Annotated in this window: 15 protein-coding genes; 7 read left to right on the forward strand and 8 right to left on the reverse strand. The window is 58.4% G+C overall.

All coding sequences use genetic code 11. The features are described 5' to 3' along the window. The first annotated feature begins 104 nt into the window (after positions 1–104). Positions 105–992: a protease HtpX gene (gene htpX / locus BKD70_RS00475; protein ID WP_047273939.1), complete on the forward strand. Its 888-nt coding sequence runs from the start codon at positions 105–107 to the stop codon at positions 990–992. Positions 993–1054: 62 nt separating this feature from the next. On the opposite strand, the gene BKD70_RS00480 is transcribed toward htpX, so the two are convergent. After that, the gene (locus BKD70_RS00480; RefSeq protein ID WP_047273937.1) at positions 1055–1714 is read right to left on the reverse strand and encodes a thiopurine S-methyltransferase; all 660 of its coding nucleotides are present in this window, start codon (positions 1712–1714) and stop codon (positions 1055–1057) included. Positions 1715–1815: 101 nt separating this feature from the next. Between BKD70_RS00480 and BKD70_RS00485 the strand changes: the two genes are divergently transcribed. Then, positions 1816–2583: a class III extradiol ring-cleavage dioxygenase gene (locus tag BKD70_RS00485; protein ID WP_047273935.1), complete on the forward strand. Its 768-nt coding sequence runs from the start codon at positions 1816–1818 to the stop codon at positions 2581–2583. A 97-nt stretch (positions 2584–2680) separates the two neighbouring features. On the opposite strand, the gene BKD70_RS00490 is transcribed toward BKD70_RS00485, so the two are convergent. Next, complete coding sequence (locus tag BKD70_RS00490) at positions 2681–4342, reverse strand: DEAD/DEAH box helicase (protein ID WP_047273933.1); 1662 nt, start codon at positions 4340–4342, stop codon at positions 2681–2683. Between the two features lie 373 nt (positions 4343–4715). After that, complete coding sequence (locus tag BKD70_RS00495; RefSeq protein WP_047273931.1) at positions 4716–5471, reverse strand: spermidine synthase; 756 nt, start codon at positions 5469–5471, stop codon at positions 4716–4718. A 161-nt stretch (positions 5472–5632) separates the two neighbouring features. Here BKD70_RS00495 and BKD70_RS00500 point away from each other — a divergent pair, with 161 nt between their 5' ends. Continuing rightward, a complete protein-coding gene (locus BKD70_RS00500; RefSeq protein ID WP_047273929.1) occupies positions 5633–6979 on the forward strand; it encodes a class II 3-deoxy-7-phosphoheptulonate synthase in 1347 nt (448 codons plus the stop codon). A 44-nt stretch (positions 6980–7023) separates the two neighbouring features. Here BKD70_RS00500 and BKD70_RS25565 read toward each other — a convergent pair whose 3' ends face one another. Continuing rightward, complete coding sequence (locus tag BKD70_RS25565; protein ID WP_371913979.1) at positions 7024–7362, reverse strand: DUF1127 domain-containing protein; 339 nt, start codon at positions 7360–7362, stop codon at positions 7024–7026. On the opposite strand from BKD70_RS25565, the gene BKD70_RS00505 reads away from it, so the two are divergent. Further along, positions 7300–8157 (forward strand): LysR substrate-binding domain-containing protein, encoded by an 858-nt coding sequence (locus BKD70_RS00505; RefSeq protein WP_047273925.1) that lies wholly within the window; start codon positions 7300–7302, stop codon positions 8155–8157. The two genes, BKD70_RS25565 and BKD70_RS00505, sit on opposite strands and share 63 nt — an antisense overlap. On the opposite strand, the gene BKD70_RS00510 is transcribed toward BKD70_RS00505, so the two are convergent. The 3 genes from BKD70_RS00510 to earP all read right to left on the reverse strand — a co-directional run bounded on the left by BKD70_RS00510 (position 8147) and on the right by earP (position 10796). After that, positions 8147–8899, reverse strand: coding sequence for a sulfite exporter TauE/SafE family protein (locus BKD70_RS00510; protein ID WP_047273923.1), 753 nt, complete (start codon positions 8897–8899; stop codon positions 8147–8149). The genes BKD70_RS00505 and BKD70_RS00510 overlap by 11 nt on opposite strands. 141 nt (positions 8900–9040) lie before the next feature. Continuing rightward, positions 9041–9613, reverse strand: coding sequence for an elongation factor P (locus BKD70_RS00515; protein ID WP_047273922.1), 573 nt, complete (start codon positions 9611–9613; stop codon positions 9041–9043). Between the two features lie 49 nt (positions 9614–9662). Beyond that, positions 9663–10796 (reverse strand): elongation factor P maturation arginine rhamnosyltransferase EarP, encoded by a 1134-nt coding sequence (gene earP / locus BKD70_RS00520; protein WP_047273920.1) that lies wholly within the window; start codon positions 10794–10796, stop codon positions 9663–9665. A 135-nt stretch (positions 10797–10931) separates the two neighbouring features. Here earP and BKD70_RS00525 point away from each other — a divergent pair, with 135 nt between their 5' ends. After that, the gene (locus BKD70_RS00525) at positions 10932–11327 is read left to right on the forward strand and encodes a hypothetical protein (protein ID WP_047273918.1); all 396 of its coding nucleotides are present in this window, start codon (positions 10932–10934) and stop codon (positions 11325–11327) included. 24 nt (positions 11328–11351) lie between these two features. Continuing rightward, positions 11352–11834 (forward strand): GreA/GreB family elongation factor, encoded by a 483-nt coding sequence (locus tag BKD70_RS00530; protein WP_047273916.1) that lies wholly within the window; start codon positions 11352–11354, stop codon positions 11832–11834. A gap of 19 nt (positions 11835–11853) precedes the next feature. Here BKD70_RS00530 and BKD70_RS00535 read toward each other — a convergent pair whose 3' ends face one another. Then, on the reverse strand, positions 11854–12108 hold the full coding sequence (locus BKD70_RS00535) for a hypothetical protein (RefSeq protein WP_047273914.1): 255 nt from the start codon (positions 12106–12108) through the stop codon (positions 11854–11856). A gap of 177 nt (positions 12109–12285) precedes the next feature. Between BKD70_RS00535 and BKD70_RS00540 the strand changes: the two genes are divergently transcribed. Beyond that, positions 12286–12606: a YqjD family protein gene (locus BKD70_RS00540; RefSeq protein WP_047273911.1), complete on the forward strand. Its 321-nt coding sequence runs from the start codon at positions 12286–12288 to the stop codon at positions 12604–12606. Positions 12607–12634: the final 28 nt, after the last annotated feature.

A 12634-nucleotide genomic window follows, 5' to 3' on the forward strand; every position in this document is an offset into this window, starting at 1 on the left:
CCTGTAGGACACAGTTTGAAATAGTCACTTGGTTGAATAGCCTGTAACAGCACCTTATATACCCGCATGCGGCAATACCTTAAGTCGAGGAGATTCTTACAACCATGATGCGCATTTTGCTGTTTTTGGCCACTAACCTGGCGGTCGTGCTGATTGCCAGCATCACCCTGAGCCTGTTCGGCTTCAACGGGTTCATGGCGGCCAACGGGGTTGATCTGAACCTCAGTCAGCTGTTGGTTTTCTGTGCAGTCTTTGGTTTCGCAGGATCTTTGTTCTCGCTGTTCATTTCCAAATGGATGGCGAAAATGAGCACCAGCACCCAGGTCATCACTCAACCCCGTACTCGTCATGAACAATGGCTGATGCAAACCGTTGAGCAATTGTCCCGGGAAGCCGGGATCAAAATGCCCGAGGTCGGGATTTTCCCCGCCTATGAGGCCAACGCCTTTGCAACAGGCTGGAACAAGAACGATGCACTGGTTGCTGTCAGCCAGGGCCTGCTGGAGCGTTTTTCTCCCGATGAAGTAAAAGCGGTTCTGGCTCACGAAATCGGCCACGTCGCCAATGGCGACATGGTGACCCTGGCCCTGGTGCAAGGGGTGGTGAACACATTTGTGATGTTCTTCGCCCGCATCATCGGCAACTTTGTGGACAAGGTGATTTTCAAGAACGAAGAAGGCCGCGGCATTGCCTACTACGTGGCAACGATCTTCGCAGAGCTGGTGCTGGGCTTCCTGGCCAGCGCCATTGTGATGTGGTTCTCGCGCAAGCGTGAATTCCGGGCTGACGAAGCAGGTGCTCACCTTGCGGGCACAGCAGCCATGATCAGCGCCCTGCAACGCTTGCGCTCCGAACAGGGCCTGCCTGTGCACATGCCGGACAGCCTGGCGGCTTTTGGTATCAATGGCGGCATCAAACAAGGTCTGGCCCGTATGTTCATGAGCCACCCACCGCTGGAAGAGCGTATCGACGCACTGCGTCGCCGCGGCTAACGTTTACGGCGAACAAAAAAGGGCGACTTCGGTCGCCCTTTTTCATATCGGTCCAGTGCGCGTCAGGCCGTTTTTTCCAGGCGGTAGACACGCTCAACCAACCGGGTTGCACCGCCTTTCAAAAACTTCCAGCTCTTGCCCAAGATGTCCGGTTGCTCAAGGATCTCGACTGACCAATCTGCCGCCAAAAGACGCTGGACCTCCGCATCGGGCACGGAAAACGGCGGGCCTTGCATCTGCGACTGCTCGTAATCAAGGGTAATCAACAGGCCCCGGCAGCGCGCTGGCAAGATGCGTGTCAGATGGGCCGTGTAGTCCTCTCGCATCTGCGGGGGCAAGGCGATGATGGCCGCGCGGTCATACACACCTGAACAGGCCGCGACCTCCTCAGCGCTCAACGCAAAAAAATCACCACACAGCAACGTCACCGGCCCTGCCTCGTAGACCCTGAAGCCGCCCCGCTGACTGACCCTGGGTTCGAGGTCGTGTTCGCTGAAAAACGCCTGCACCGCTGTCTCAGACAGCTCAACGCCCAGCACCTCATAACCCTGTGCCGCCAGCCACGTTAAATCGAGGGTTTTCCCGCACAGCGGCACCAGCACACGCGCTCCAGGCTCAAGGCCGAGGTCGGGCCAATAACGCGCTAAATGGGGATTGACCTGCTCCAGGTGAAAGCCAATCTGATTACGCTCCCAACGGTCGTGCCAAAAGTCAGCCTGCATGATTCACCTTTAAATTCGATGGATAACCACTAAAACTTATATTGGATTTAGATCATTGATCAGAACGAAGATGACGCATCTTAACCCTGAGGGCCCTGTTCATGCTTCCCAGCCTGTTTATTTCTCATGGCTCGCCAATGCTGGCACTTGAGCCCGGCGCCAGTGGGCCCGCCTTGACCCGTTTGGCCGCCGAACTGCCGCGCCCGAACGCTATCGTAATCATGTCTGCACACTGGGAAAGCGCGGAACTGATTGTCAGCAGCGGCGCGGCACCTGAAACCTGGCATGACTTTGGCGGATTCCCCCCTGCCTTGTTCGCTGTGCAATACCCGGCCCCAGGGAATCCCCAACTGGCCGCAAAGGTAGCGCAACGCTTGGCTGACAACGGTTTACCGGCCCGACTGGACCCGCGACGCCCTTTTGATCACGGCACCTGGGTGCCCTTGTCCCTGATGTACCCGCAGGCCGATATCCCCGTGGTGCAGGTTTCTCTGCCCAGCCAACGAGGCCCGGCCTTTCAGACACACATCGGCCGCGCCCTGGCCGGTCTGCGTGAAGAAGGCATCTTGTTGATCGGCTCCGGCAGCATCACCCACAACCTGCGCGAGCTGGACTGGCACGCAGGCCCCGAGCGCATCGAACCGTGGGCCAAGGCATTTCGGGACTGGATGATTGAAAAACTCGAGGCTGACGATGAGGCAGCGCTTCACGACTACCGGCGCGCTGCCCCCCATGCCGCGCGTAACCACCCCAGTGATGAGCACGTGCTGCCCCTGTTTTTCGCCCGCGGGGCCGGCGGGGCATTTCACGTGGCGCACGCGGGCTGGACGCTGGGTGCGCTGGGCATGGATATTTATCGGTTTGGATGAAGGCAGGCTATCGACCTGACGTAGACCCACCTACCGGACAAAAAAAATCCCCGAACACGTCGGGGATTTTTTTATCGATCAATCACTGCAGCAGTGATTAATCTTCGCGGTAGCGGCGCAGCTTGAGCTGTTTGCCGGCAACACGGGTGTCTTTCAGCTTGGCCAGCAGTTTTTCCAGGCCATCTTCCGGCAGTTCTACCAGGCTGAAGCTGTCACGCACCTGGATGCGACCGATGGCTTCACGTGCCAGGCCACCCTCGTTGAGGATAGCGCCCAGCAGGTTCTTGGCAGCGATACCATCACGCGCACCCAGCGCGGTACGGCAACGGGCACGGCCTTCGGCCAATGGAACCGGCGCACGACGCTCACGATCACCACGCTCAGGACGATCACCCGAACGTTCACGCGGCGCGCTGTTCGGCACCAGTGGACGCTCGCGCTCGATGGCCGCCAGGGCCAGGGCTTGACCGTTGGTGGCTTTGCGCAGCAGAGCGGCGGCCAGGGCACGCGGGCTGCAACCGATGTCGGCAGTCAGGCGATCCAGCAGATCACCGTGAGTCGATTCGGCATCAGCCACCAGCGGCGCCAGGCTGTTGGTCAGCTTCTTGATGCGAGCATCGAGAACGGCTTGAGCATCCGGCAGGCGAACTTCAGCAACCTTTTGACCGGTTACACGCTCGATCACTTGCAGCATGCGACGCTCACGCGGCGTTACCAGCAACAGCGCACGACCTTCGCGACCGGCACGGCCAGTACGGCCGATACGGTGAACGTAGGACTCAGGGTCGTACGGCATGTCAACGTTGAACACGTGGGTGATACGCGGAACGTCGAGACCACGTGCTGCTACGTCGGTCGCCACAACGATGTCCAGACGGCCATCCTTGAGGGAGTCGATCACGCGCTCACGTTGGTTCTGGGCGATGTCACCGTTCAGCGCAGCGGCTTTGTAGCCTTTGGCTTCCAGGGCACTGGCCAGATCCAGGGTCGCTTGCTTGGTGCGCACGAACATGATCAGGGCGTCGAAGTCTTCGACTTCCAGCAGGCTCAATACAGCCGAGGTCTTCTGGTCAGCGTGAACCAACAGGTGAGCCTGTTCGATCGCGGTAACGGTCTGAGTCTTGGTCTGGATCTTCACGTGTTGCGGATCGCGCAGGTGGCGCTCAGCAATGGCACGGATCGACTGCGGCAGGGTCGCGGAGAACAAAACGGTCTGACGGGTCGATGGCAGAGCCTTGAAGATCACTTCGAGGTCGTCCATGAAGCCCAGCTTCAACATTTCGTCAGCTTCGTCGAGAACCAGGTGGTTCACGGTTGCCAGTACTTTTTCGTCACGACGCAAGTGGTCGCACAGACGGCCCGGTGTGGCGACAACGATCTGTGCGCCATTACGGATTGCTTTCAGCTGTGGGCCCATAGGCGCGCCGCCGTAAACGGCTACCACAGTTACGCCAGGCATTTGCTTGGAGTAGGTTTCGAAAGCGGTTGCTACTTGCAGCGCCAACTCACGGGTTGGCGCCAGGATCAGGGCTTGCGGCTCGCGCTTAGCAGGATCGATGCGGTGCAGGATCGGCAGGGCGAACGCGGCGGTTTTACCCGTACCGGTTTGCGCCTGACCAATCATGTCGTGACCGGCCATGATGATCGGGATCGATTGCTGCTGAATAGCCGAAGGTTCTTCGTAGCCAGTCGCTGCGACGGCTGCAAGAATATTCGGATTAAGATTAAAAGCGGCGAAGCCGCCGGTTTCCTGGGTCATGGGTCTGCCTCTAAGTGCATCCGCAAAGACCCATGCTCCAAAGCTGCGCATGCCGTGTAAGACTCAAGAGTCGCCCTGGCTGCTTTGTCGGCGGGGATTTGCGAAAACGTTTAAATGAATGGAGCGTTCAGGGTTGTCCGCGAAACGGACGAGCAGCCGAAGCGTGCTTCGGGAAATGCGACACCTAAACGTGGCCCGGCTAAAGGCCGGCGCGCACTATACCGGATTTATCAAAAAAAAGAAGTGTTTTTTTGAGGCAAAAAGCGCTGTATGCCTCTATAGACCGGGCCTTAAGGATATTTTGACCGGTTCAAAAAACGCCAAACCCTTGGCCACTCGGGGCCAAAGGCTAAAACGTTTCATCTTTGCGCATTCAGGTGGCAGGGCGAATGGCTTTGATCAACGGCTCCAGCGAGTACCCCAGCGTCGACGCCAGCGCTTGAGCACGCCCGGTGACCGCGTCCAGCGCCAGTGTCTGCTCCAGATCCGCAGGCACCATCAAGATCACGTTGCCCTCCTTCACCGGCAACTCCCAGTAATGGCGATGGTACAAACCGCGCAGCAGTGCCGCGCCCAACGGTTTGCCATCATCGGTGGCCCACTGATTGATGATCAGCCAGCCGCCGGGATTGAGTTTCTTCTGGCAGTTTTCAAGGAACCCCCAGGCCAGGTGCCCGGACGCAGGCCCGAGGTCGTTATAAAGGTCGACAAAAATGAGGTCCGCCGACTCCGCACTGTCGAGCAACTCCAGGGCGTCCCCGATACGGATGTAAAGCCTGGGGTCATCATCCAGGCCCAGGTACTCGATGGCCAGCCGGGGGACGTCAGGTCGCAGCTCGATGGCTTCGACATCGTCGAGGGGCAGAAACTTGAGGCAGGCCTGCGTCAGAGTGCCTGCGCCCAACCCTAAAAACAGGGCACTTTCAGGGGCTTCATGGCACAGTGCGCCGATCAGCATGGCGCGGGTGTAGTCATACTCCAGCCAGCTGGGATCAGCGGTGAAGACACAACTTTGCTCGATCGCATCGCCAAATTCGAGGAAGCGGTAATCCTCCACTTCAAGCACCCGAATCATGCCGAAGTCATCATGAACTTCGGCGAGCAGACGCTCAACGCGCTCCTCAGACATTTCCTCTCCTTGCCGCGACCCGGCACAACCCGGGCATCGCACTAAAAAACCACCACTCGGCGCCGAGCAGAAAGGCGCGATTGTCGGCCATAGCAGCGCGACAGGTCACGCACTAATTTGCTGCTACCATGGCCCACCTCACTTCCACATTAGAGTCTGCGATGAGCCAATCCTGGAGCCCCGACAGCTGGCGAGCCCTGCCAATCCAGCAACAACCTGTCTACCCTGACGCCGCGCACCTGCTGCGGGTCGAACAAAGCCTGGCCAGTTACCCGCCACTGGTCTTTGCAGGCGAAGCACGCGAGTTGCGCCGCCAATTTGCGGAAGTCACACAGGGTCGGGCTTTTCTGCTTCAAGGTGGCGATTGCGCTGAAAGTTTTGCCGAGTTTTCCGCGGCCAAGATTCGCGACACGTTCAAAGTGTTACTGCAAATGGCCATCGTCATGACGTTTGCGGCGGGTTGCCCGGTGGTCAAAGTCGGTCGCATGGCCGGCCAATTCGCCAAACCGCGCTCGGCCAATGACGAAACCCTCAACGGCATCACGCTTCCGGCCTATCGCGGCGATATCGTCAATGGCATCGGTTTTGATGAAAAAAGCCGTGTACCAGACCCCGAACGCCTGGTGCAGGCTTACAACCAGTCCACCGCCACCCTGAACCTGCTACGCGCTTTTGCCCAGGGCGGTTTTGCCGACCTGCATCAGGTCCACAAATGGAATCTGGACTTCATCGCCAACTCGGCCCTGGCTGAAAAGTACAGCCAACTGGCCACCCGCATTGATGAAACCCTGGCCTTTATGCGCGCCTGCGGCATGGACAGCTCGCCGCAATTGCGCGAAACCAGTTTCTTCACTGCCCACGAAGCGCTGCTGCTCAATTACGAAGAGGCCTTCGTGCGCCGCGACAGCCTGACCAACGATTACTACGATTGCTCGGCCCACATGCTGTGGATCGGTGACCGTACGCGCCAGCTGGACGGCGCGCATGTCGAGTTTTTGCGCGGGGTCCATAACCCGATCGGGGTCAAGGTCGGGCCGAGCATGAACACCGATGACTTGCTGCGACTGATCGACACGCTCAACCCGAACAACGACCCGGGCCGCCTCAACCTGATCGCGCGCATGGGCGCCGACAAGGTGGGCGATCACTTGCCACAGTTGATTCGTGCGGTCGAGGGTGCAGGCAAGCAAGTGCTCTGGAGTTGCGACCCGATGCACGGCAACACCATCAAGGCCAGCAGTGGCTACAAAACCCGCGACTTTGAGCAGATCCTTCGCGAAGTGAAACACTTCTTCCAGGTACATGAAGCCGAGGGCAGTTACGCCGGCGGCATTCACATCGAAATGACCGGGCAAAATGTCACCGAGTGCATTGGCGGCTCACGCCCGATTACCGAAGATGGCTTGTCGGACCGCTACCACACCCATTGCGACCCGCGAATGAATGCCGATCAGTCATTGGAGCTGGCGTTTCTGATTGCCGAAACCCTCAAGCAAGTCAAACGCTGAAACGTTGCGCCTGGCATCAGGCGCAAGGGCGCATGAGGACCCGTTTATTTGTTAAACGGGTCTTCCCAGAAGTGCCGATGACTTTCAATTTCTACGTCCGCGCGGCTCAGCCCCAGATCCTTGAGCGTCGCATCACTGATCCTGCGCAAACATGCCCGTTCGCGGGCTAACTGGTGCCACCGGACGAGCCGTGACCACACGGCTGAAACCTTATTGCCTTTCATCGCTTGAGTCCTCGTGGGGGATGGCTCAAGTGTCTGTCTGCGCCTAAGATCAATCCAACGAATGTTTCTTATGCGACTCATCTCAGAGATTGATGAATGGCTGATTTCCCCAGCATAGATACCGACCTGCTGCGCACGTTCGTGGCGATTGCGGACCATGGCGGTTTCACCCGCGCCGCCGACGTTGTCAACCGCACGCAATCGGCAGTGAGCATGCAAATGAAACGGCTTGAAGAAGATGTCCTTCAATGCCCGCTTTTTCAGCGCGACGGGCGTAATGTCTCACTGACGACCGAAGGCCACGTCCTGCTCGGCTACGCGCGGCGCATTCTGAAATTGCACGGCGAGGTCTTCAATACCCTGCGCCAGCCGCACATGGTGGGCACGATCAAAATCGGCTCACCGGACGATTATGTGATGCGTTTTTTGCCCGGGGTGCTGTCGCGATTCGCTCAGGATTACCCGCTGATCAATGTGGAAGTGCATTGCGAGCCATCTGCGTTACTGCTGCAACGTAACGATCTGGACTTGACCATCGTCACCCGCAAGCCAGGCTCAGAGCGAGGACAGATTCTGCGTCAGGAACGCTTCGTGTGGATGGTGGCCGAAGGTTTTACGCCCCATGAACAAACGCCGCTGCCACTGGCCATGTTCAACACCGAGTGTTTTTGCCGGGTCTGGGCCTGCAATGCGCTGGATGCGATGCAACGCGAATACCGGGTCGCTTATACCAGCGCCAGCCTGGCGGCCATTAATGCTGTGGTCAGTACGGGGCTGGCCGTGACTGCGCAACTCGAAAGCCTGTTGACCCCCGGGTTGCGCATCGTCGCAGAAGCCGAAAATCTGCCTCAGCTGCCGTCCGCCAGCATTGTATTGCTGCGCAAACCCACCACGACGCCCTCACCGATTATTGAATGCTTTGCGCACTACATCGTCGATGGCTTCAAGCCTTGATGGCCAACAACCCGGCGCATACCAACAAGAAGCCGCAATACAAAGCGCGCAGCACACGCTCGGGCAGCGCATGAGCAACTTTTACGCCCCAACTGATACTCAGCAACCCGCCGATTGCCATAGGCACCCCCATCAGCCAGTTGACCTCGTGATGAACGGCGTAGGTCAACAGCGTGACGCTGGTACTCGGTGCCGCCAGGGCCAGCGACATCCCCTGCGCCACCACCTGCGAGGTGCCGAACACGCTGGTCAACACGGGCGCCGCGACGACGGCGCCGCCTACGCCAAATAACCCGCCCGTGGTTCCCGCCAATGCCCCCAACGCGCCATACCATGGCCAGCCGTAGCGAGAGCCTGTGGGCGCTTGAGCCGCTGCCCCATACAGCTTGATCAGGTTATAGAGCGTAATCGCCAGCAAAAACCCGACAAATCCCCACCGAATAATGCGCTGATCCAGCCCTACCGCGAGCATCGCGCCCAGCCACGCAAAGCAGAAACTCATGACCACCAGCGGTAACGCCTGACGCAGGTCGATGCGATTGCGCTGGTTGTAGCGATACAGCGCCACCAGCACATTGGGCACCGACATGACCAAGGCCGTGCCTTGCGCCATTTGCTGATCCAGACCAAACCACAGGCCCAGCACGGGAATGGCAATCAAACCACCGCCTATCCCGAACAATCCGCCCATCGCCCCCAGCGCGACACCCAACGCGGTGTACATCACAACATCCATCAACATCACTGCCCCTCATGGTGATCGGCCATGCTACCCAGTCGCAGGCCAGTGGCAAAGCTCAAAACCGGGCCTTGCGCACGATTTCATGAAGCAAAAAAAACCCGACCTTGTGGTCGGGTTTTTGTCGTGCGGTGAACGCCAGGATTAAACCTTGGCGCGGCCCTTGTAGGAACCACCGTCACGGGTATCGATCTCGATCCAGTCGCCGATTTCAACGAAATCTGCAACGCTCAGCTCGGTACCGTTTTTCAGTTTGGCAGGCTTCATCACTTTGCCCGAGGTATCGCCACGAGCGGAACCTTCGGTGTAGTCAACCTGACGCACGATGGTGGTCGGCAGCTCCACGGAAACCAGGCGGTCTTCGAAGAAGATGGCTTCGCAAACATCGGTCATGCCTTCTTCAACGAAAGGCAGAACGGCTTCGATGTCTTCAGCGTTCAGCTCGTACATGGTGTAGTCAGTGGTGTCCATGAACGTGTAAGTGTCGCCGGAGATGAAGGACAGGGTCGCTTCTTTACGGTCCAGGATCACGTCGTCCAGCTTGTCGTCAGCGCTGTAAACGATTTCAGTCTTGTAGCCAGTCAGCAGGTTCTTCAGCTTGGTCTTCATGATCGCGCTGTTACGGCCCGACTTGGTGAATTCAGCTTTCTGAACCAACCAAGGGTCGTTTTCGAGCTTGATGACTGTGCCGGGTTTAAGCTCTTTACCAGTTTTCATTGCGAGTATCCGAATTTGGATTGAGATTTACAAAAATCTAGGCCGCGTATCATATCCAATTTCTATAAAACAGTACCAGCGCTTGCGCAAGATCAGCCTGGTTTGCCTGTTGTAGACACCAGCGCTCAGCGTGGGCGGACAGTTGCTCCCAGTGTTCTTCTACGTCATTCCAGCTTTTGGTCATGTCCGCGCCCGCATTCCAGGCCAGCCACAGGTTGGTAATCGCCTGCGCGGCGGCCGGTGACAGGCCGTTGACGTATAACGCCAGGAAGGCTTTGAGCTTGACCCAATGCGCGTCCTCTTCTTGCTGGTAAATATGCCAAAGCATGGGACGAGCGGCCCACTGCGCCCGCACAAAGGAGTCCTCGCCCCGCACGGCATTGAAGTCACAACTCCACACGATGCGGTCGTAATTCTCCTGCCGGACAAACGGCAACGCCTGAACAGTCAGCGTGCCGCGCCGCTCAACGGTGCCTGGCGGTAACGCTTCAACGTCAAGCCAGTGCAGCAGATCCGCCATGATCCGCCCTTGCGGAACCAGCAAATGCGTCGCGCGATGACCCGCTGACAAGGCTGACAGCCAACTGGCGAGGCCCGTGTTTTCATAAGCGAACAATGAGATCAGGCGCGCCTGCGGGTCTGGAAAGACGCCCAACGCTTGCAGGAACGCCTGCCGCGCCAGCGGATCCCGCTGAAAGGCCTGACGTCGTGCGAGTAAATCGCCTTCGCGCAGCAAGCCGCCCGTCCCAGCTTCAAAGCCGGGAAAAAAGAACATGCGTTTAAGGCCATCGGGCCGCAGGGAAGGCAAGCCGTGACAGCCGGCCACCCAGTCCTCTGCACTCAGGTACTCAAGATTGATCCACAACGCTGGGCTGACACGCTCTTTCATGGCGCGCAAATAAGCCTCTGGCAATTTGCAGCCGAACGCCTCGATCACTACGTCGGCCACCTCCACCGCCGCCCAGACCTGTGGCCACTGGCGAACCTCCACGCCCTGCTGCCATTGTTCACTGGCTGTGGCATCCGCCTCAGGACACAGCGGCACGAACGCGCGTAAATCGTCGACCCACAACCGCACCGCCAGATCATGCTCGGCCGCCAACTGACGGGCCAGACGCCACGTGACACCAATGTCGCCGTAGTTGTCGACCACACTGCAAAAAATATCCCAGGAGACTTTCATTCCGGGCTCCAAGATTCAAAGGCCCGATTGTCCGCATAAAACAGCAGGGACAGAAGCGTTATGGCGCATTAATCTGCGCGACAGTCGTGCGACAATCGCCGCTCACTCACACCACGCGCCCGCCCGGAGGCTGCCATGCCCGCTCGTCCGATTGCTCGCCGTCGATTGTCAGTCACCCTCAGCCCGCTGTCCCTGATCGGCTGTATTGCCCTTGGGCTTTGGTTCGGGTTTGTAGCGATAGCCCTGACGTGCTGGTTGATCTATCGCGCTGCCGGACCCGCTTCCCTGGCGCCTGTAGCCGCCCTCTTGCACCCGACGACACTGCCATCGACGCCGCCGCCCGCCCCAAGCAATGTGATATTTGAGCAATATCAGCAAAACCTGTATCAACACGAACAGCAGCAACGGCTGGAGCAGGCGCGTGACAGCAACCGCAACCTGGCAAACCCCACCTGCCAGTTTTGGCTACAGCAAGATCAGAACGCACCGACCGACAAAAGCCGCGCCAACGTGCTGCGCTTTTGCAATTAACCGAAGACCCGACCGTCCCTGCCTATGAACAAGATCGACGTACACCGCCTGTTACTGGAGAAACTCGAGGTTGATCTCGATGTGCTGCAACGCGCGGCTCAGACCGCCTACGAAGCTGCCACCCACGAAGAAAATGTGGCCGAGAACAAGTACGACACCCTTGGGCTGGAAGCTTCCTATCTGGCAACAGGTCAGGCACGTCGGGTAGAGGAAATTCGCCAGGCACTTAAACGCTGTCAGGCTATGTCGCTGGAACCACTGGACCCCGCGCGCGGGATTCAGATCGGGGCGCTGGTGTGTCTCGAAACAGACAAGGGCACCCCGCAATACCTGCTGCTGGCCCCTGATGCGGCAGGCTTGACGCTCAAGGCGAACGGGCAAACCGTCACCGTCATCACACCGCGCTCGCCACTGGGCGCTGCGCTGCTGGGCAAGTACCTCGACGACGAGGTGCAGATCAAGGTCGGGGCCGCATCCCAACATTTCAGCGTGCTGGAGATCGCCTGATCAGCCGCATCTACGCGTTTTACTTGGCCGCGGCCATCAGACGGTTCACTTCACTGCGCACCATGTTTGCGTATTCGGGCGGCGACATGCCGTCCAGCTCGGAACGGACCCATTCGGCCCATTTGCCTTTGCGCTTGGCACGCTCACCGAACAGACGTGCGGCATCGCCTTTGGCCTTACCCAGATTGCTCTGCCAAAGGTCAAACAGACGTGATTTTTCATCTTCAAGCGCAGCACGCTCAGCAAGGGGCTTATTGGCGAGATTGAAGCTCATGACAGGTTCCTGCGGCGTAAATTGGGTTACATCTTACACCTTCAAAAGAAGTGTCTCAGCCAGGTTTTTAACTACGCTGTCAGCTCAACACCGTACATCCCGCAAAACAGATGCAACTTTTCACGACCGGATTGACTCCATAACTCATCATCCTTTTCACCTGCAAGGAGTACCGCAATGGCTCGAAAAAACGCCGTACAAGCCGCTGAAGACCAAATCAAAGACCAGGCTTTCAGCGAGCTGCAAGACCTGATAGCCGAATCGGATAAGCTGCTCAAGGACAGTGCATCGCTGGTTGGCGAAGAAGGCGAAACACTGCGTGCGCAGGTGGGCCTGAAACTCAAGCAGGCACTGGACTCCGTAAACAATGTTCGCGAACGCAGCAAGCCGGTGGTTGACGCAACCGAGCATTACATCGGCGGTCACCCCTGGCAGACCGTTGCGATTTCTGCCGGTTTCGGTCTGGTAGTAGGCCTGTTGCTGGGCCGCCGTAACTAAGATACGGCGACCGTCACGGCCAATGCCG

It is taken from the genome of Pseudomonas sp. BS-2016 (assembly GCF_001806145.1).
GTDB lineage: Bacteria > Pseudomonadota > Gammaproteobacteria > Pseudomonadales > Pseudomonadaceae > Aquipseudomonas > Aquipseudomonas lundensis.